This is a genomic window from Candidatus Nitrospira allomarina (assembly GCF_032050975.1).
GTDB classification, from domain to species: Bacteria; Nitrospirota; Nitrospiria; order Nitrospirales; family UBA8639; genus Nitrospira_E; species Nitrospira_E allomarina.
Window position 1 is genome coordinate 4,253,409 of the sequence record NZ_CP116967.1, and the last position, 21,915, is coordinate 4,275,323.

Here is a 21,915-nt window from a genome sequence, read left to right on the forward strand (position 1 = left end):
CTCCAGCCCTCCAACATATGTTCGCCCTGAGGAGAAAGGTGAATCTCTCTTGACACTTTTTTCCCAATCACCTATGGTGGCCATCAACGCATACATCTTCCGATTACCTATGGAGTTTCTTCTCCGGATCAAACCACTACAGGAAGGATGATGACAGGCTACACTTCGCTCTCCCGCTTGCGTTCCATTACAATTGTTTTCAATGTGATGGTCCTGCTCGCCTTCACGCAAGGTTGCACGACAAACCTCAAAGACATTCAAGATTTTGCCAGTCTGTCCGCAGAATCGGCTCGGTACACAACCCTGGTTGATGACTACCTGGATTTTCCCCAGCGGCAAAAACGCTATCAACCCCCAAGTCGCCATGCCAATCTTGATGCCATGGCGCAAGATCGTGCCAGGCAAAAAACGTCTTTGCTCCTCCGCCAATCAATTATTGAGACATACATGATATCCCTGGGGCGTCTCGCGGCCGATGAAGTGGTTGATAACACCGAGGAACTGGCGCAACTCTCCACTGCCTTAGAATCTCATGCACCCGCGAGTCCACAAGAGGCAGAAGCGTTTAAAAAAATAGCCGGTATCGTGACCACCGTGGCGGTAAAACGATGGCGACAAGATCAACTTCAGAACCTCATCGAACAAGCCAACACACCTATTCAACAGGTACTCGAATCCTTACACCGCATCGTGTCAGACGGATTTGGGGGAGATCTCCAAACTGAAGAAGCCGCCATCCAAAATTATTACATGACTCTGACCATGGAATCCCAGGATCCCGCAGGGAAAGCCGCGTTAGCCGAATGGAAAGACCTCAGAATGTCCCAGGTACACGAACGATCTGAAGCCGTCCAAATATACGGGAAAGTCTTGGACGAAATTTCTGATGGACACCAACGACTTTTTGATCAACGTCAGAATTTGACAAAGAAAGAGGTCCTACAACAGGTTGGGAAATCCGTCAAAGACCTTCGGTCATTACTGGAAACCATTAAAAAACTGTAAGCGAGGACTGTGATGCCTTTGAGCGCTGAAGACGCTTTTGAATTATCCAAACAATTCCGTGATCTCGGCATTAACCTCGGAAATTACCGGTTTGCCAATTGGAATAATCTGACCCCGACACAACGGCGTGATTTGGAAGACGAGGAATGGTCGCTTTTGAACTCCTCTTCGGACATGACCACAAAAGCCGTGGGGTTGGCTTTGGAAGAATCAGAGATCAATGCCCAAAGCATTAAAAGTTCGGTAGGCAAAGCCAAGCGGGCGATCAAAAAATTAGAAAAGGTCGGTGAAGTGATCAAAGTCGCTACCGCCACGGTGGGCCTTGCTGCAGCTATCGTGGCTAAAGACCCGGGCGCCATTGCCAAAAACGCCAAACTTGTCCTGGAAGCTGCCGACGTGTAGGTCACCCGGTCTTTCCCGTCTTCTTATGCAGCCGTCATCGGGTCACAGTTGATTGCATGAGACTATTGGCTTGCGGCGGAGAAAATCCTTGAAACCCCCGATGACGCTCGGTCAATTCTAAAACTGAAAACGCGTGCCCGTTCACTTGCTCAGGCACAGTAAAAACCTGCCGAAGATCTCCTCCCCGTTCCCCCACAATCTGCCCGGCAAACTTCACCCCTTTGGCGGTCAACCGTTCCATACCGGTTTCAATCTCCGCCACGCGCACGGCAATATGATGCAGGGTGCGATCCCCGAATTGCTTGACCCATCCGGGAATTATACTCGTCTTTCCCCGTTCATCCGCATATGCCTGATCAACAAATAAGGCGGGACATCCGGGTGCCCGGTAGACCTTGGCCCACCAGTCGTCATACTCCAACGTTTCAGAATAGGCATACCCCAATAACAGAAATTCCTCGGCCCGGGGATCAATCGACGACGTGCGCACGGTGATATGATCCACAACCGGAAACAGCCCGATGCCAATCTCCTCCAGCGCATCTTTGACAATCGCCGCCGCATGGTTTTTGGCAGCATATTCGTGAATGTATCGCGTAATCACCTGTTCGAGTTCGGAACGCTGATTCATCACTCTCCTCCCTGGTTAGTCCACCGAAAATGTGATTCCTTGCGCCAGCGGGAGTTCCGTCCCCCAATTAATCGTATTAGTTTGCCGACGCATATACGCTTTCCAGGCATCAGAACCGGCCTCTCGCCCCCCACCCGTTTCTTTCTCTCCACCAAAAGGCGCCTCCAATCTCCGCCCCCGAGGTGCCGATATTCACATTCGCAATCCCACAGTCGCTCCCCTGCCCCGATAGGAATTGTTCGGCATGCCGCACATGTAGGGTAAACAATGAAGACGACAACCCTTGTGGCACTTGATTTTGGAGTGTAATCGCGTCGTCCAATGTGGCATACGGCATGACATACAAAATCGGCGCAAACGTCTCCCGCTGCACCACCTTCCACTGATTCTCAGCACGTACGATCGTCGGCTCGACATAAAACCCGGGCCCCTCGATCACACCCCCGCCATAAAGAATCTGTCCACCATCCTGCACCACTTCCTCAAGAGCAATACGAAATTCTTCCAGAGCCCGCTCATCGATCAGCGGCCCCATCAACACCCCTTCATTCAACGGATTACCCACCCGGACCTGCTGATAGGCCAGAAGCAGACGTTCCACGACCTCCTTATACCGTGTCTCCTGCACAAACAACCGGCGGGTGGTCGTGCATCGTTGCCCGGCAGTGCCCACCGCCCCAAAGACAATGGCAGGTATGGCCAGATCCAAGTCAGCCGTCTCATCGACAATCACGGCATTGTTCCCGCTAAGCTCCAACAGGCTACGCCCCAATCGTTGGCCCACGACTTTCGCAATTTTTTTACCCACGGGCACAGAACCCGTAAACGAAATCAATGGCAAGCGTTCATCAGCCACCATCCTCTGCGCCAATTCAAGCTGGTCGGTAATGAACACGGAAAAAATCCCCGGAGCACCCTGTTCCTCCATCACCTGGTTACAGATATGCTGAACGGCTAAAGCACAGAGGGCGGCCTTGGGGGAAGGTTTCCACACCACTGTATCGCCGGCGATGGCGGCCAGGAAGGCATTCCACGCCCATACGGCAACGGGAAAATTAAAGGCCGTGATCACTCCCACCACGCCGAGTGGATGCCACTGTTCATACATCCGGTGTTGTGGCCGTTCGGAGTGCATCGACAAACCATACAGCATGCGGGATTGCCCTACCGCAAAATCTGCCATATCGATCATCTCCTGCACTTCCCCGTCACCCTCAGCCTTAATCTTTCCTACTTCCATCGACACCAGGGAACCCAACGCATCTTTTTTTGCGCGCAGGGCGTCACCGATCAACCGCACCACCTCTCCGCGCTTCGGAGCGGGAACTTGCCGCCACTCCCGATATGCCCGTTGAGATTCCTGAATGAGGGCGTCGTAATCCGCCCCGGAGCACCGGTTCACTTGGGCCAGAACCTGTCCCGTCGCGGGGTTCACCGAATCCAGCAGACCCTCGGTGGTCGTCGACATCCAACGCCCCTGGCCGGCACACGCGCCGGCATTCACCGCTTTTAACCCCAATTCATGGAAGACATCCATCACGCGCTCCATTTCCTTTGACACACCATAGGCGCATCACGAACACGAATCATCCGGTTGAAAATACCGTCCGAACCGGTTAGCCAGGATTGAGGGCAGATCAAACGTCTCTTGCGTCACAAACCCCCGATACTGACCGGGACGCTCAAAGACAAGGTCCACCACACTGCACATCCCGGCTGCCGTCGTCACCTGAATCGCAGACCACAATCTTTCGGCAATCGTCTGTGGATAAATTTTCTGCACAAAATTTTCTTCATACAGCTCGCCTTTTCGAAGACCCGTCACCGACGTATAAATTAAGACCACATCCTGCAAGGTCTTCGGCACGGCCTTTTCCAAAATACGCTTTAAGGTCTCCCGGTCATCATTCAGTTTGAGGTCATTCATCAACAGATAAATTTTTTCACAATGGCCGGGATAGCGCAGGGTCTTATAATTCATTGTCCGGACCTTGCCCGCATACGTATCCGCCAATGTCCCCAGGCCACCCGAAGTATTAAAGGCCTCGTATAGCAGGCCATCAATGGCAATGGTTTCGTATCCTTCGAGAGGCAGCAACGGCACTTCCCGGCTATTCTCAATCCCATAGCACGTGTTGCCGTATTCATTAATCAAGCCATCCGTCGACCACGTCAGCGAATATTTCAACACATTGCTGGGATTCACCGGTAACGCTCCAACCCGCATTTTCACGATATCCACAGAATCAAACCGTGTCATGAGTTCATGCGCCACAATGCTGATAAATCCCGGCGCCAACCCGCATTGCGGCACAAATGCCGAAGACGCGCCCTCACTTACCTCACGAATCTTCCTTGTAACTTCCACATCTTCGGTTAAATCAAAATAATGCGCCCCACACGCGCGAGCTTGCTCTCCGACCGCCTGGTTGCAAAAATACGGGAGACAGGAAATAATTCCTTCCGGCCCGACAGAATCGATAAAACGACCCAGGGCCGTGGTATCCTGGACATCGACAGATGATACCTGAAAATGGTCATGGGCAATTTCCCCCTTCAGCCTGGCAACCACTTCCGGATCGACATCCCCCAGCACCACTTCGTAGTCTTCACACTCCACCAGCAATGTCGCAATCAGCGATCCGATTTTGCCCCCACCAAGAATACATATTTTACCCATAGACATCCCTTTCTTAAATCTTCCCTTTTTTATCTATTTTACTCCTTTTTGGCAGTCATGGTAGGGGCCTGAGGCTGATTAAAATTTTTTTGTTTCCATAGTCTGTGATTCATGGAAAAACTGGAACAGGTGGTTTTCCCAATATGACATTGACACCTAACACAAACCAAGATAGTGCCATCACATTTCAAACAGAAAAAACACAGCCGGATGCTTTCTACTTTCATCGTATGGTGCGACTATTTCTACCCGTATTGTTTTTTCACGAACCCCTCATTTCCCATGCAGCCGACAACAAGGCGTTGATTATGGAATGAATGCTTTTGAAATAGGTCTTACCCTCAACCCATTTTTCTACCGAAGGGAATACCTTGAACGAGTGTGGAGGAATTCGGCCTATCCCATGGCCGAACGGTTGAATATTCCCATCGGACCTCGAAACATTTCCCCCCCACCCTTCCCAGTTTATTTTTTTGAACGGACTATTATAAAAATTGGAAGAAGCGAAGGACATGAAAATGAAAACAAAAGAATGCTGGGAGGGTGGCTCCTGGGTTATAGCGTGGGGAACCTTCTTTTGCTTTGCAGGTTCCAAAACGATTCAGAGTTTTCGACTGAGGACGTCTGGAATGTAAACATTCCTACTTCGATTCAGACAAAAGGGTACCTGGAGGACAATCCACGATTTTCCGACGATGCCTCACAAATCGAAAAGCTCCCTCTTCAACCGGCTGTCCCCGTTTCTCATCAATTTGTGTCATGTGCCACGGCTATTTAAGTGAGGTGGGAAGACCACAATGGTGTCCAATAGATCCTCGGACGACTGCCAGAAGGTTATCCTGAGAAGGTCGTTCCACAGTCTTTTCTCTACTCAAACTTTGGGATGATCAGCATGAAATTTATTATTTATTGGAGCATAACTACATGTTTTACCCTATATCCTCTGTATGACATCTTGCTCTAAAATTTACCACTTTATTGATCTACTAGCTTTTGAACGGAAAATTGCCCAACAAATCTCGCTTAACTTTTTCAAAAGATAACGCAGCCGATTTAGATGGATGATTAAAGGAAAATACAGGACACCATTCACTGGGAAAATCTATTATTTCATAAAAATTTTTCCGACCTGCATACCTACAGTCGCATTGGATCACAAAGCTAATAGTTAGGTATGCAAATTTGATCTCGTCCAGCTACCCTAAGGAGGGGGTAATACCTATGAAAAGGATTTGGATTTCAATCCGAATACCACAAGGAACAGGGTATGACCCCACAAATAACCTCCCTGAGTTTTGCAGCCAGAATTACAGCTACCCTCGTTTTTTTTCTACATGGAATAATCACTAGCCCCGCCTTCTCTGCTTCTTCCATCCAACTTGCCTGGACCGGGAGTCCGGAATCTGACCTGATGGGATATTATGTATATATGGGAACATCGCAAAGGTCTTACCACATTACGAAAAATGCAGGACTCAACCCATCATATGTTTTCCAAAACCTCCCGGATGGACTCACCTACTATTTTACGGTCACAGCCTATGATCAATCGGGAAACATCAGTGTACCGGCAGAGGAAGTGGCTATTGCCCTTCCCACACAAAACACAAACCCGAATCCTCATAAGAATCAGGACATGAATGGGGATGGAAAGGCCGACCTGGTCTTTCGAAACACGAAAACCGGAGAGGTAGTCCTGTGGCTGCTCAGTGGCTCCAGCGGCACAGCCTCCGGCATTCTGGGCCAATTACCCACCGAATGGGCTTTGAGGGGAACGGGCGATGTGAATGGGGACGGGAAGGCCGATCTCATTTGGCGCAATGACACGAGCGGCGCCGTGGCCATCTGGTTGATAAATGGCTTGACCATCATGTCCACAAGCTTTCTCGGCAGCGCGCCGACGGCTTGGGATATTCAGGCCGTTGGGGATCTCAACGGCGACGGCAAAGCCGATCTCGTCTGGCGCAACATCCTTGATGGCAATACCGCCATTTGGCTCATGAATGAAAGCACAATTGGTTCCGCTGGTTTTCCGGGTGGTGTCTCGTTAGGGTGGCAGATTGCTGCAATGGGCGATGTGAATGGGGACGGGAAGGCCGATATTATTTGGCGCAATGACACGAACGGTGCGGTGGCTGTGTGGTTGATGAATGGCGACACCATCACCTCCACGAGTTTCCCTGGTAGTGCACCGACGGCTTGGGATATTCAAGCCAGCGGGGATCTCAACGGCGATGGCAAAGCCGACCTCGTCTGGCGGAATACTCTTGATGGCAATACCGCCATTTGGCTCATGAATGGATCGGCAATTGCCTCCTCAGGATTCCCAGCCACTGTGCAGACGACATGGCAGATAGCAGGAGCAGAAGATGTGAATGGGGATGGCAAAACAGACGTCATTTGGCGCAACAACAGTGATGGAGCCGTAGCGGTATGGCTGATGAACGGCGCCACCATAGCCTTCACGAACTTTCCCGGTGCTGCTTCTCCGGACTGGGAAATCCAGTAAGCGGAACAAAAAAAATCCCTAGACCACTCCCCTGAATGGCCTCATGGGCCAACATCAACAATCCCATTCAAACAAATTTTCTCCCCGGCTTACCTAGGCCAAATAAATCTCACCCCAATCTGGAAGAATTCTCTCGCCTCCCTCATCTTTTCCGCATACACAACATCCATCAATCTCTCCCTTCCTTGGCACCCAATGATTTCAAGCTCCATGAGAGATTCCCATCGCTCCTCCATCCTGCATAATCATGATTATCGTGATTCGGCCGTTCAGCCAGTTGTACCTTCCCGCTGTTGGCTCGGACATTGGTCTCCAGGAAATTCACGGATTAGCGGGCCCTTGCTCTCTTCCTTTGCTAGGCACGTGTAATTTTCTTTTCTTCTTCCATAATCCTTCTGATCGTTTTTTTTATTTTCTCCGAAGTTCCTCTGCATAGTTTTTCCAACCTTTAATATTTTTGTCTCTAAAGTTTTCCCTTACTTCTCCGAAATGTTCGGCAGACCGTTTGGGGGTATAAAGGACATAATAAGGAGACAGAGGATTAAAAAAATTTGACCAATTCATAAAATCTTCTTCCCGAAACGGCACACCTACTGTGAAGTAGGGTCGCAAAGCCCGGAGTCAGGTCACCACGCCTGACCGTCCGGCTACCGAAGGAAGACATCATTTGCAGGGGGAGGAGAAGATGAGGACTTCGGTCCACATACGACAAGGAGTAGAGTATGATCCGACCAACCACCCCCTTGGGTTTCAAAATCACACATACGGCAGTCCTGCCCCTGCTCCTCTTCGTTTTGCTTGTTAGCCCCGCCTATTCGGCTTCCTCCATCCAGGTAACCTGGGACGCAAATACCGAATCGGATTTAGCAGGATATAAAATTTACAAACGGACCTTACCTTCTCAAGATTTTGGACAACCTATATTTTCAGGAATGCCTGGTAATCCATCCTCCCCCTCAACAACCGTCGCCGGACTCAATGGAGGGACAACCTATGGATTTATAGCGACAGCCTTTGATACAGCCGGAAATGAAAGTGCCCCTACGACAGAAGTACCAATTACTTTCCCCCCAAGCTCGCCGCCGCCACCATCCCCGCCGCCAGCTGACACCACCGCCCCGACGGTCACCCTGACCGCCCCCAGCGCGGGCACCGTCTCCGGCATGGTCATGGTCAGCGCCACCGCCAGTGATAACGTCGGCATCGTGGGGGTGCAATTCCGCCTCCAGGGCGCCAACCTCGGCTCCGAAGATACGAGTAGTCCCTACAGCACGAGCTGGAATACCGCCACCGTGGCCAATGGCACGTACACCCTCACGGCCATCGCCCGCGATGCCGCGGGCAATACGAAAACCTCAGGATCAATTGTGGTCACAGTGAGCAGTAACAGTACGCCGCCCCCACCCTCAGCATTCAGCATTTCAAACCTGGCCGTCGCCAGTGGGCAAACCTATGTCGTGCCCACCTCCGGACTCCAACCCGGGGGCAGGGTGTATATCGACCGCGCCTTTACCTTTACGACCATTCCCGCCGGCCTGCAGGGAGCGGCATATGTCCGAACTGCGAATGATGACAAAGCTGCGACCACGAGCGCTTTCCTCAGCTTTACCGTCAATCAACCCGTCTCCGTGTCGGTCGCCCATGACGTACGCATCACCCCGAAACCCTCGTGGCTGAGCACTTTTACAGACACCGGCACGAGTCTAGGGACGTCGGATACGACCCTCCGCCTATTTGTGCGGTCCTTCCCGGCCGGCACTATTACCCTCGGGGGCAATGCCGGTGATGGATTGAGCATGTATTCTGTCATCGTGAAATCAGAGAGCGGTACTCCTGATGACACCACTGCCCCCACGATCACGCTGACCGCCCCCAGCGCGGGCACCGTCTCCGGCACGGTGACCGTCACGGCCAGTGCCAGCGATAATGTCGGCGTCGTGGGCGTCCAATTCCGCCTCCAGGGCGCCAACCTCGGCCCCGAGGATATAAGCAGTCCCTACAGCATCAGCTGGGATACCACCACCGTGACCAATGGCGCGTATACCCTCTCGGCCAGTGCCCGCGATGCCGCGGGCAATACGAAAACCTCAGGATCAATTGTGGTCACGGTGAGCAATTCAACCACCCCGCCTCCGGATACCACGCCCCCGACGGTCACCCTGTCCGCCCCCAGCACAAGCAGCGTCTCCGGCACGGTGACCGTCACGGCCAGCGCCAATGATAATGTCGGCATCACGGGCGTCCAATTCCGCATCCAGGGTGCCAACCTCGGCCCCGAGGATATAAGCAGTCCCTACAGCATCAGCTGGGATACCACCACCATGCCGAATGGCCCGTATACCCTCTCGGCCATCGCCCGCGATGCTGCGGGCAATACGACCACCGCTGCCCCCCGCACAGTCACCGTGAGTAATTCCAGCACGCCCCCAACCTCACCCCAAAATCACGATCTGAATGGGGACGGCAAAGCCGACCTGATTTGGCGAAACACAAAAACCGGCGAGGTGGCCGGATGGCTGCTCAATGGAACAAGCATCGCGACCTCGGGCCTCCTGGGCCAGTTACCCATGGACTGGACGATGAGTGGAGTGGGCGATCTAAATGGGGACACCAAGGCAGACCTTGTCTGGCGCAATAGCATCAGCGGCGCAGTAGTTATCTGGCTGATGGACGGCTTGACCATCACTTCCACAGGCTTTCTCGGCGCTGTCGCCACGAGTTGGGATATCCAAGCCATCGAGGATATGGACGGTGACGGCAAAGCCGACCTCCTCTGGCGCAACACCACTGATGGCCACACCGCCATATGGCTCATGAATGGAACGGCGATTGTTTCCACAGGTTTTCCGGCGGGTGTATCGTTAGGGTGGCAGATCGCGGGCGTGGGCGATGTGAATGGGGATGGGAAAGCCGATGTCATTTGGCGTCATGACACCAGCAGCACAGTGGCCATCTGGCTAATGAACGGCTTGACCATCACGTCCACCGGCTTTCCAGGGAGCGCCCCGACAGTTTGGGAAATTCAAGCCCTTGGAGATGCCAATGGCGATGGCAAAGCTGACCTCGTCTGGCGCAACGCTACAGACGGCAATACCGCCATATGGCTCATGAATGGAACGGCGATAGCCGCTTCCGGCTTTCCTGGGACAGTGTCGCGGACATGGCAGATGTCGGGAGCAAACGATGTGAATGGTGACGGAAAAGCCGATATTATCTGGCGCAATCGCAGCAATGGAGGAGTGGCGGTTTGGCTGATGAACGGTTTGACCATCACATCCACGGGCTTTCCCGGAGCCACTTCCACAGACTGGGAAATTCAGTAGCACTAATATTACAAACACAAGAATGGTAACGACATAAGGCCCCGGACCTAACCTGAAGAAGGGACGTCTGAAAAATTACCACACGGGAGGACGAGGCGAGACCTTAACCTCAGACGACGGGTCAATCATAACCGGAAGGCAACTGCCGTACGGACAAACCAGCAGGTTAGACCCTCTCACAAACACCAAGCAGGCTTACCCCCACCTTATCTGAAAAAACCTCCCGCCCATTCTTCACAAATTCTCTCCCTTGCCCCGACTACCTCGAATTTTGCTGATTTCTTATCCTACCTTGAAGGTCAAACGCGGCCAATTCGAGGATATCGGAAGTTTTTTCTACTCTTTGAAACACGACATGGAAAATTGGGAATCCATCCTCCCTCAACCGTAGCACTCATTCCGGTATTTAGCAGAGAGCGATCACCTAGGCCTGCCTTTTCCTTTGATAGGATGCCCGGATGCAAACATTGGTGCGAGTGTATTTCCTCCTTTGCCAATAGAGATACCTGATTGCCACCAGAAGGTATGAAGGAGAAATTCTCTCCCTGGGGGATCCAACATTTCTCTAGCAGCCGAAAGAAAAAAAAAGGCAATTTTCTTCTGGAGATCGCACCTTCATTCACAGAGCTTCATATTTTTGCATCAAACACAATTTCCTCCAGTTGGTTTAAAGATTTTTCTCTCAAAAGTTTTTTGTACTTCCCTATCGCTGCTACCCCTAAAGTTTTTCTTTACAGGTCCGATATAGTTCGGCAGACCGTTTGGAGGTCTAGGGTACAAACCAGAGCAACAGACGGCAAAAGAAAGTCCGCCAATTCATGAAATCCTCTTCCCGAAACGGCACACCTATTGTGAAGTAGGGTCGCAAAACCAGGAGTCAGGTCCCCAAGCCTGATCGTCCGGCCACCGAGGGAAGGCGTCATTCGCAGGGGGAGGAGAGGATGAGGACTTCGGTCCGAATACCACAAGGAGTCGACTATGGTCCGCCCTATGATCCCCTGGAATTTCGCCACCAGAACTGTTGCAGGCCTTGCATTCCTGTTCATCGGATTATTCAGCAGCCCGGCCTTCTCAGCATCTTCGGTCCAACTAACCTGGGACGCAAGTCCGGAACCGGATTTAAAGGGATACAATGTGTACATGGGAACATCCCAGGGGTCCTATAACACCACAAAAAATATCGGACTCAACCCTTCCTTTGTTTTTCAGAACTTGTCGCAGGGAATGACCTATTATTTTACAGTCACGGCATATGATCAGACAAACAACGAAAGTCTACCCTCGGAAGAAGTGAGTGTGAAAATTCCCGATATCATTACACCGACAACCCCTGGAAATCTCACGTTGACTTCAACATCAGGCACCCAAGTGGCCTTTTCATGGACAGCTTCAACCGACAATGTCGGCGTAACCGGATATGATGTGGCCCGGAACAATGTGACCATCGGGCAATCTACCACCAATGCCTTTGTGGATAAAACGATTAGTCCGGGCATGACTTACCTCTATACCGTCAAAGCCCGGGATGCCGGCGGGAATGTATCCGCATCGTCAAGTCCACTTTCCGTATCGGTCCCACTCGTCCCACCACAAGATATGATCTCGCCGTCGGTACCCCAAAACCTCACGTTGACTTCAACATCAGGCACCCAAGTGGCCTTTTCATGGACAGCTTCAACTGATAATGTCGGCGTGACGGGATATGATGTGGCTCGGAATAATGTAGTCATCGGGCAACCCACCACCACTGGCTTTGTGGATAAAACCATCAGTCCGGGTATTTCCTATTTCTATACCGTGAGGGCTCGGGATGCCAACGGCAATGTATCCGCATGGTCGGCCCCCCTGCAGTTCACTACTCCCCAGGTAATGGCCCAACTGGAAGTGTTCGTCAGCGGTAGTGGATCCGTCCTTTCGACTCCTGACGGAATTAATTGCCCACGACGAAGTTGCTCAACCAACTACCCAAATCAAACTGTCGTGACCTTGACCCCTAACCCAAGAAATGGTTGGACATTTTCAGGATGGTCCGGCAGCTGTACCGGGACTGCAACATGTTCATTAACACTCACGGGAAACAGAACCGTTCAGGCCCATTTCACGAAGGGTTCTCAGGCAGGTCCTGGCAAAGACTCTCGAAATGTTAAAAGACAAAGACGAACGAGATGACTCTCACACCCTTCACCATTCCCTGGATGGCGGGCATGAGTAAAAATTATCCGAGAAATTAGGGGTGTCAAGAAACAAAACTGTAGGCCGTCGCGGATGGGCATTTCGGGAAATTCAAAAATGAGGTGTCCGGTCCGGAATATCAGAAAGGACTTCAATCGGGGTCAAGAACCGAATGTCCCTGCACAGATGGCGGGTAATAACAGTTAGGACATCCAAACGGCCACCGCACACGAATATAGCACGGAAAATTACTTCCCCCCTTAAGAAAAAATCCGGCAACCACCCATTAGTATTTTCATTCGTGCCGCGCCCCCACGCGGCACACCTACTCCAACAAATTCCTTCCATCCAAAGACAGATTTCAATTGTCTACAATAGTCGATTCCAAGTGCGACCCCGCCCTTTTCCTTGCTGCCAGGACTGTTTGGTTTTGACCTGTAAAATGACTTCAAAAGTTTTTCTTGTGATGAAATATTGGGTAGTTAGTGATTTTGCGAATTCATCTTTTGATATAGAAATCCAACGACTTCACATTGTTTTCTCCATCCGGGGCGGCCTATCATTGTATTGGTTCGTCCAGGGTACAGAAGTTTCGTTGGACATATGGCAAATTTATGGGAAGTACGATATCAACCACTCAAGCGTGCAACAAAAATGAGGCCAATGACAGGCCATTAAACCTGGGAAAAATTTTAGACGGAGGAAGGTCCCCGGTCCATGCGCCCTTCAATTCACGAACAGGAGGTCAATCAAACAGTATGGCTAAACTGATCGAGCAACCCACAAGAATTAAACCTGCAGGGAATAAACCCAAACTCATCGATGAATTTATCGGACGGGTCAATAGCGGCACAGACCAGATCAGCATAGCGCGAATGCAAAGTCCTTCCGGATGGGAAGAGCCCGGCCAGACACCGGAATTCGATGAATATACGCTCGTCCTGTCCGGTCAATTACGGGTGGAAACCAAAGAAGGGGTGATTGAGGTGAATGCCGGTCAGGCGGTCATCGCCTATCGCAATGAATGGGTCCGATACAGCACCCCTGGCCCTGAGGGAGCTGAGTATATCGCGGTGTGTACCCAGGCCTTTTCCCCGGAGACCGTGCATCGCGATCCCTCGTGAATCTTTGCCGATTCACACCGGCTCGGTTTCATTGAGTCGACGCATCAGAAGAAGAGGGACTGGATAATCCCAAATCCAATGTTGCAAGAGCAAAATGGGACGCGTTACTCCATAATGTGGATTGGGAAGTGCCACCACTCGCCATGTGCAGAAGGGACAGTTTGGTGAATAAGAGATTGATCGAAAACCCACCCCCTCTGAAATAACACAAGCCCTAGACACAAAACGGAAAAGTCGAGACCGATTAATGTTTATGCCTATGGCCTCTGCCATATCGGAAATTAAATGACAGGCCTGGCTGTCCCCAATATCCCGAACCAAATCCATAATATTGTGAAGCGGTCCAGGGAGGCTGAAGATAGATTCCGAATGGCCGCAATGGCGCGTAGGCATAGGGGGGAACATAAGGAGACCGTGAGTATCGCGGGGCTGGTTTATAAACCCGAGCGTCACGAGAGGCGAACGATTCCTGACGGTCCACCTTCTTTTTGAGGTCTTGCACAGTCCTCTCCTGGGCATTGAGTTGTGCTTCTAACTTAGTAATGTGATTTTGTTGAAGCTCCAGCAACACATGCATACATCGGGTTTGAGCCTCACCAGTGTATTCGGAGCATTCCCAGGGAACATTGGGTGCTTGAGCGATGACGTCCGAACCATTCATCAATACCCACAACCCGATTCCCCACATGCAGACGGATAAGCCCAACTTTCTTGATCGAATAGACCTGGTCAGTCGTTGTAAAATCCATGAATGCATGATTTCCCTCCTCTGTGAAGGTACAAAGATACTGTATCATGGCATTCCAAAATCCGACAAACGGACAACCGCTCAGTCATAATCCATGTGATCCCTCATATCGTTGACAGGATGGGCAGAAATTCGTAGCCTTGCCCATACACCACATGCTCACATTTCTTTCATCTTCTAGCTAATAGAGAAGATTCAGACGCACCTGTCTTCCGAAAAGGCAAGAATTTTTCCATGGGACGCACCCCACGCTTGCAGGCTCAAGAACCTATCCGTTGTGGATGGGTGGGAACAAAGCCCTACTTCATTTCCTATCATGATGAAGAATGGGGGATCCCTGTCCACACAGACCACCGTCATTTTGAAATGCTGACATTGGAAGGTGCGCAGGCGGGGTTGTCCTGGTCGACGATCCTGTTACGCCGGGAAGGCTACCGCCGGGCGTTTGCCGGATTCGATCCCTCGAAAGTGGCCAGATTTGATAACAGAAAAAGGGCGGCACTGCTTCAAGATACCGGGATCATCCGAAATCGCCTTAAGATTGAATCCGCCATTACCAATGCCCAAGCCTTTCTGAAGGTGCAGAAGGAGTTCGGCACCTTCGATCACTATATATGGGATTTTGTCGGGGGGGCACCCAAGCTGAATAATTGGAACACCATGTCTCAAGTCCCGGCCACGACGCCCGAAAGCGATGCTCTTTCAAAAGATCTCAAGAAACGTGGATTTAGATTTGTGGGGAGTACCGTGATCTACGCACACATGCAGGCGGCCGGATTGGTCAATGATCATACCACGGATTGCTTTCGACATCCCTCAAACCATCCCGCGCAGGCCCCTTTTCAAGGAACGGGCCGTTCCCGAACAGCAGCCCTCTCAACCATCAGGATCAAACGAGTATACGACGCCCCTGCCCCAGATGACGGATGTCGGATTCTCATTGATCGGCTGTGGCCACGTGGACTTTCAAAAGAGGCGGCTCACGTTAATCTGTGGCAAAAAGATCTTGCCCCGTCAACAAGACTGCGTAGCTGGTTCCGGCATGACCCGGTCCGCTGGCACGAATTTCAGACACGATATTTCACCGAGCTTGATCAGAACATCAAGGCCGTTGAGGATCTCTGGCAACGAGCCCGATATAGTCCGGTGACGATTCTTTTTGGGGCCAAGAACGAGAAATACAATAATGCTGTCGCCCTGAAAGCCTATCTCTCCCGTCATTGTAAATGAGAGGCCTGTATCCTTCCATGGCTTTTGGACCAAACCACATGAAAGCGGTTCTTCAGGAGGATCTCACAGGTTGCGGAATCGCCTGTGTGGCCGGTTTAGCCAACATCTCGAACCAACAAGTCAAATCCGTGGCAATGACATGGGGCACCACGTCGGAGATACGCGTCTCCGGTCCAATACGGCCTTCGTTTACATATTAGTAAACCATTATGGGTTCAATCCCTGCCCCACCGCCACTCGCCCTTCTCGTCACGAAATGGCGCCGCAAAAACAATCAGACCTTTTGGTATTAGATGATTATTGGAAGAGGCCAGACGGACCAGTGGAGTTGGACTTCCAAATGCACCCTTCGGAATTACGTCCCTACCGATTTCGGAAGGAGATCGAATGTACGGGATTCCAAGAAAACTTTTAGCAAGTGTACCTCCTTAGATTGAATGCATGTTCCTTGCGAATAATAAAAAAAATCGTTACTATTTCGCATTATTTAAAATATTCTTCATTCCCATTCATCCTGCCTTATTTTTATCATGTCGAGAGATGTCATAAGTTCGATCCTATTGCTTATGGAAGGGAGCATCATGATCGAAGGTTTGCCAATGTACCGGCAAATTCAACATTCTTCTCAAAAATCGGCTTGATAGAACAATCATTTTTCTCAGGTGCGCATTCGTCAGTTCCTTAAGTCATCATTAACCAAAGGTCGAAGGATGTTGGTATTCATCTTTTGACCAAAACGAGTCCTGCGTGAGGACTCCACATTATGGCCATGTGGTGCGCCGAGCATGAACCGTTTCGTCCAATTTCTGCGCCATAGACTACCTCCAGTGATGATGTTCGGAGGGTTCAGGCTGCCATCAGATCCAGCTCCGGCAGTCCGGATAGCGCCATCCCCTGAAATCAAATTCCCCCGTGCATCGAATCCTCCCGGTCTTCCTGTTATGACTCATTCATTGTATGGACCAATGGAAAAAGCGAGTCAATAACATGTCATTCAAATCTCTAACCATGGGGATTCCCACCGTCACAGCCGGAATGCCACAGCCACATCTTCAGAAGGCTCTCATTGTGGGACTGGCATTGGGGATCTTCGTGGCGGATTGCTTGACCCCGCTAGGGGTCGGAATGGGTAGTCTGTACATTCTGGTTGTCGTGGCCACCTTCCCCCTCAACCATCTCTGGACTACAAGAATCGCGATAATCGGCGCAATGTTTTTAATTATTCTCGGGTATTGGGGCTCTATTTCAAGGCTTGGATATGAAACAGCCGTTATTAATCGCTCCCTATCGACTCTTTGTGTTTTGGTAACTGGATATATGACCTTGAAAAATATCTCTTCCCGACAGGCACTCCAGACGGTCAAAGAAGATCTCGAGGTCAAATATGGCTTGCAGACGAAGGAACTCAAAGAGCAAAACCAAACAATGTCTGTTCTCCTCGAGGATTTGAAACTGACCAAAAATGATTTGGAAGACAAGGAACGTCGGCTTCGTGTGCTGGTTGATGCCTTCCCGAGCGGGATGTTGATTGTGGATCATCTCGGCAAGGTCATCTTTGCCAATAAATTAATCGAAACCCTCTTTGGGTACGCACAACATGAATTAGTGGATCACTCTATCGATATGCTCGTCCCGCAACGATATCAGAAGGAACATTTCCAACATCGGGCTGACTTTTTCCATCATCCAAGTAGCCGGGCCATGGGCGCCGGACGGGACCTATTTGCCCGCCGCAAAGACGGGACTGAGTTCCCCGTAGAAATCGGACTCAACCCCATCAACACACCGGACGGGTTCATGGTCCTCAGTTCAATCGTGGACATTTCAGCCAGAAAACAACACGAAGCCGAGCTCAAACGCCTCAATCAACAACTAGCCAACCAGAATCAGGAACTGGAGGCCTATAACTATGCCGTTTCACACGATTTACGAACACCCCTGAGAGCAATTCATAATTATGCGGATTTTCTGCTGGAAGACTTGTCCACAACGGTTTCCTCCGAACAAACCGAATATTTGAACGGCATTACCACCGCCGTATGCGAAGCGGAAGAGCTCGTCTCCGATCTCCTTGAACTCTCCCGGTTAAATATCAAGGATTCTATTCCGCAGGTCTGTCATGTCGGAAACATCATTGCCAAAACGCTTTTCCTGCTGAATTTCGACAAAAACGTGGAAATTCATCAACCAGCTGAATGGCCAAGAGTCCTTGGCCATGAACATCTACTGAAACAGATTTTCCAGAACCTCCTGGCCAATGGAGTTAAATTCAACCACTCCTCCCCAAAAGTTCTGAACATGAATTGGAAACAGGAACCTCATGGCATGATCACCTTCACCGTCAAGGACAATGGCATTGGAATCTCTGAACACTATCAGGATAAAATTTTCCAGGTTTTTGAACGATTGCATACGAACAGGGAATATGAGGGAACCGGCATCGGCTTGGCTATTGTCAAAAATGCGGTGAGCAGGCTTGGCGGAGAAATCCGCGTGAAGTCCGAATTGGGCAAAGGCAGCATTTTTTCATTTACGGTACCGATTGGAGAAAATTATGATGATGCATGAAAGCAGGAATTTAACCATTTTAATGGCGGAAGATAATCCCCACGATGTCCTGGCCACCAAACGTGCGTGGGAACAATTCGGCTTTGGGAATCATCTGCATATCGTGTCGGATGGGGAAGAATGTCTGGAATACCTGTTTCATCAAGGGAAGTACCTGGAATCGAACATCTTTCCTGATCCTGACCTCATACTCCTGGACCTCAAACTCCCAAAGCTGGATGGCCATCAGGTTCTCAAAACGATACGGGCGAACGATCAGTTCCGATTTTTACCTGTCATCATTCTCACGAATTCAACCCTCGAGACCGACCGGAACAAAGGATATGAATACGGGTGCACGGCGTTCCTCAAAAAACCGGTCGGGTACGCCAACTTCGCCAATCTCTTGAAATCCCTACGGACCTTCTGGAGTTGCGTGGAACCCTATGCCAAGCCATTAACAGCCTAAACGAACGGGTAGCCCATGTCCCCAGTGCAGGATTCCGGATTATCAGCTCTTCTCATCGAAGACAATTCCCATGAGCGAATCGCGATCCGCCGCTCCCTGAAGCAGGACGTTCACACCCTTCTTGAATGTGAAAGTGCGGAGGAAGCCATTCGCCATCTGGAACATTCTCCTTCCAAATTTGACGTCATCATCGCCGACTTCAAACTCCCAGGCATGGACGGCCTCACACTGTTTCGCACCCTGCGGCAGATGAAATGCCTATCTCCATTTATTCTCTTAACAGGGAATGGATCCGAACAAATTGCCATTGAGGCCTTCAAAGCCGGAGTGAATGACTATTTGGTTAAGGCGTCCGAAAGCGACTACTTGAATTTATTGCCGGCGCTCGTGACGGAAGTCATCCAACATCATCGCTTGAAAATTAAAAATGAGTTGCTGGAATTGTCACTCAAAGAAGCCCAGGAACGGTTTCACCAATTCATGGAGCACTATCAGGGGATTTTTTGGCTGACCGACTTTCAAGAACCAAGAAGGTTATTGTATGTCAGCCCGACCTATGAAAGGATTTGGGGGCGCCCGGCTCTTCAACTCGCTCAAAACCCGTTGGACTGGCTTGAAGCCCTTCATCCCGACGATCAGGACCGAATCAGGAACGCCTATTTGAAGCTGAATATCAGCGGAGAATATAACGAAATTTATCGAATCGTGAAATCAGACGGGTCGACACGCTGGATCCATGAACGCGGCCTCATCAATCACAATCAAGGGGGACATCCGTATCGGATCACCAGGCTGGCTGAAGATATTACCGACCGCACCACGATGTCAGAAGCTCTTCAGGCCAGCGAGGAACGCTTTGCACAGTTCATGGCCCATCTTCCGGGTTTGGCCTATATGAAAGACGAACAGTATCGTTTGACATATCTGAATCCGGAATTTGAACAGGTGTTCAATATTAATCTCAAAAACTGGATAGGCAAAACCGTTCACGACGTCTTACCTCCCGACACGGCGGCAAAGCTCCAATACGATGATGACTGGGTGCTCTCTCATGGTCAATCCCTGGAAATCATCGAGGACATTCCACTCCCTGACGGCCTCCATCAGTATTTAACCTGCAAATTTCCTATTCTCCAACATGACCGTCCACCAATACTGGGAGGTGTATCGATCGATGTCACCGGCCAGTTCAAGGCGGAAATCCAACGGGATCATATTTTTTCCCTATCCCTGGATCTCATGTGCAGCATCGGCATTGACGGGTATCTGAAAAAAACCAATCCTGCCTTCGAAAAACTTCTTGGATACACCCAGGAAGAACTGCTATCCCAACCATTAATCTTTTTCACTCATCCGGATGACCGGCTATCCACCCAGGCAGCATTCCATCAACTCGCTGAAGAGAAAGATGTGGTGGATTTCCAGAACCGCATCCGTGATATCCGTGGCAATTACCTCTGGCTGGAATGGCGTGCCACTCCCCAGCTTCAGGAAAAATCCATCTATGCCGTTGCGCGGGATATCACCCAGCGGTATCACGCAACCAAAGCGCTCCGTCGGTATGAACAAATTGTGTCAACCAGTTCCGACTTTCTCTGCTTTTTAGATGAGAAGAATTGCCTGCAGGCCGTGAATCATGGATTTTGTGAATATTTCAATCTTCCTGCGCGGGAAATCACCGGTCGTCACATTCGGGATTTTGTGGGAACGGAACTATTTGAATCTCAACTCCAAAGCCATTTAGATGACTGTCGGAAAGGGCGGGTCGTCTGCTTTCATCAGGATCTGACCTTTCCTGAAGAAAACGTGCGTTTCATGGAGGTAAGGCTGAATCCCTATGTCGAGTCGGACGGAACGATTTCAGGCGTGACCGCCATATGGAGAGATCTCACCGAGCAAAAACGTCTGGAACAGCATGTGAGACAGACACAAAAAATGGAATCCATCGGAACTCTGGCAGGAGGAATCGCGCACGATTTCAATAATATCCTGATGGCGATTCTCGGATGGGCAGAAATGGGAACATGGAAACATCCCCAAGGCGATCCCGCATACAAATATTTTGAGCAAATCGGAATCGCGGGGAAACGTGGACGGGATCTCATCCAGCAAATCCTCACCTTCAGCCGGCAAACCGAACACCATCCTCGCCCAGTGGATCTGGGCCCGGTTATCGAAGAATCTCTTGCTCTTCTCCGGGCCACCTTTCCCTCAAACATTGAGTTGCATTTTGGTATTCATCACAACATGAATATGGTGTTTGCCGATCCCGTTCAAATTCATCGAATCATCATGAACCTCTGTTCGAATGCGGAACATGCCCTTCGCCCCCATGGCGGAACCCTGACCATCGACCTTCATGCCATCATCATTGAAAAAGGCGACTTCCAATTCCCACCGACGCTGATTCCCGGAAGGTATGTGCAGATCGTTGTCAGTGATTCCGGTCCTGGGATTCCCGACCAAATCCTCTCCAAAATTTTCGACCCGTTTTTCACCACCAAACCCGTGGGAGAAGGAACCGGAATGGGATTGTCCGTGGTACATGGCATCGTAGAAAATCTCCGAGGACACATTTCGGTAAAATCTTCAGCAAAGGATGGAACCACTTTTTTCATCGCCATCCCCGAGTACCAGGTACCCACCGACTCCTCCCTTCATTCAAAGCCTTCCAACATCAGTAACGGAAGTGGACACGTGCTAATTGTGGATGATGAAATATCCATTACCGAAGTCATGAAAGAATTTCTAGAGCATCTGGGCTATACCGTCACAGTCCGGACGAATCCCTTGGAGGCCCTTGAAGAGTTTCGCATGAAACCCCACGGATTCGACTGCCTCATCACGGATCAAACAATGCCTAGACTTGGAGGAGACCAATTGTCTCGAGAAATCCTCAAAGTACGCCCCAATATGCCAATCATCCTTTGTACGGGGTTCAGTCATACGATTGACCAGGAAAATTCTTTGGAACAGGGGATTACGGCATTCCTCTATAAGCCCATCTTATTGGATCAATTGAGCCAAACGCTGACCCACATCCTGTCACATTCCAAGCCCGAAATTCCTTAGGTA

13 protein-coding genes, 1 pseudogene and 2 riboswitches are annotated in these 21,915 nt (G+C 50.5%); of the genes and pseudogenes, 10 read left to right on the top strand and 4 right to left on the bottom strand.

Annotated elements, in window-relative coordinates:
- Positions 1–147: 147 nt before the first annotated feature.
- Positions 148–1,005, top strand: coding sequence for a hypothetical protein (locus PP769_RS18560; RefSeq protein ID WP_312643088.1), 858 nt, complete (start codon positions 148–150; stop codon positions 1,003–1,005).
- 12 nt (positions 1,006–1,017) lie between these two features.
- Positions 1,018–1,407 (top strand): hypothetical protein, encoded by a 390-nt coding sequence (locus PP769_RS18565; protein WP_312643091.1) that lies wholly within the window; start codon positions 1,018–1,020, stop codon positions 1,405–1,407.
- Positions 1,408–1,441: 34 nt separating this feature from the next.
- On the opposite strand, the gene PP769_RS18570 is transcribed toward PP769_RS18565, so the two are convergent.
- The 3 genes and pseudogenes from PP769_RS18570 to PP769_RS18580 form a co-directional block, all read right to left on the bottom strand.
- Complete coding sequence (locus PP769_RS18570) at positions 1,442–2,038, bottom strand: VOC family protein (protein WP_312643092.1); 597 nt, start codon at positions 2,036–2,038, stop codon at positions 1,442–1,444.
- A gap of 15 nt (positions 2,039–2,053) precedes the next feature.
- Positions 2,054–3,575: pseudogene (gene amaB / locus PP769_RS18575) on the bottom strand (L-piperidine-6-carboxylate dehydrogenase).
- A gap of 36 nt (positions 3,576–3,611) precedes the next feature.
- Entirely contained in the window at positions 3,612–4,718 is a 1,107-nt protein-coding gene (locus PP769_RS18580; protein WP_312643094.1) for a saccharopine dehydrogenase family protein, read from the bottom strand.
- 1,267 nt (positions 4,719–5,985) lie between these two features.
- Between PP769_RS18580 and PP769_RS18585 the strand changes: the two genes are divergently transcribed.
- The 4 genes from PP769_RS18585 to PP769_RS18600 all read left to right on the top strand — a co-directional run bounded on the left by PP769_RS18585 (position 5,986) and on the right by PP769_RS18600 (position 13,846).
- Positions 5,986–7,227: an FG-GAP-like repeat-containing protein gene (locus tag PP769_RS18585; protein ID WP_312643096.1), complete on the top strand. Its 1,242-nt coding sequence runs from the start codon at positions 5,986–5,988 to the stop codon at positions 7,225–7,227.
- Positions 7,228–7,800: 573 nt separating this feature from the next.
- Positions 7,801–7,882, top strand: a riboswitch (cyclic di-GMP riboswitch).
- Positions 7,883–7,949: 67 nt separating this feature from the next.
- Entirely contained in the window at positions 7,950–10,550 is a 2,601-nt protein-coding gene (locus PP769_RS18590) for an Ig-like domain-containing protein (RefSeq protein ID WP_312643098.1), read from the top strand.
- Positions 10,551–11,379: 829 nt separating this feature from the next.
- Positions 11,380–11,461: riboswitch (cyclic di-GMP riboswitch) on the top strand.
- A gap of 67 nt (positions 11,462–11,528) precedes the next feature.
- Entirely contained in the window at positions 11,529–12,719 is a 1,191-nt protein-coding gene (locus PP769_RS18595; RefSeq protein WP_312643100.1) for a fibronectin type III domain-containing protein, read from the top strand.
- Between the two features lie 761 nt (positions 12,720–13,480).
- Positions 13,481–13,846, top strand: a complete 366-nt coding sequence (locus PP769_RS18600) for a cupin domain-containing protein (RefSeq protein WP_312643102.1) — start codon at positions 13,481–13,483, stop codon at positions 13,844–13,846.
- Positions 13,847–14,090: 244 nt separating this feature from the next.
- On the opposite strand, the gene PP769_RS18605 is transcribed toward PP769_RS18600, so the two are convergent.
- A complete protein-coding gene (locus PP769_RS18605) occupies positions 14,091–14,603 on the bottom strand; it encodes a hypothetical protein (protein WP_312643104.1) in 513 nt (170 codons plus the stop codon).
- A 225-nt stretch (positions 14,604–14,828) separates the two neighbouring features.
- Between PP769_RS18605 and PP769_RS18610 the strand changes: the two genes are divergently transcribed.
- The 4 genes from PP769_RS18610 to PP769_RS18625 all read left to right on the top strand — a co-directional run bounded on the left by PP769_RS18610 (position 14,829) and on the right by PP769_RS18625 (position 21,912).
- Entirely contained in the window at positions 14,829–15,824 is a 996-nt protein-coding gene (locus PP769_RS18610) for a DUF488 family protein, N3 subclade (protein ID WP_312643106.1), read from the top strand.
- 987 nt (positions 15,825–16,811) lie between these two features.
- Complete coding sequence (locus PP769_RS18615) at positions 16,812–18,392, top strand: sensor histidine kinase (protein WP_312643108.1); 1,581 nt, start codon at positions 16,812–16,814, stop codon at positions 18,390–18,392.
- Entirely contained in the window at positions 18,379–18,840 is a 462-nt protein-coding gene (locus PP769_RS18620; protein WP_312643111.1) for a response regulator, read from the top strand. Before PP769_RS18615 ends, PP769_RS18620 begins: the two co-directional genes overlap by 14 nt.
- 15 nt (positions 18,841–18,855) lie before the next feature.
- Complete coding sequence (locus PP769_RS18625) at positions 18,856–21,912, top strand: PAS domain S-box protein (protein ID WP_312643113.1); 3,057 nt, start codon at positions 18,856–18,858, stop codon at positions 21,910–21,912.
- Positions 21,913–21,915 lie beyond the last annotated feature (3 nt).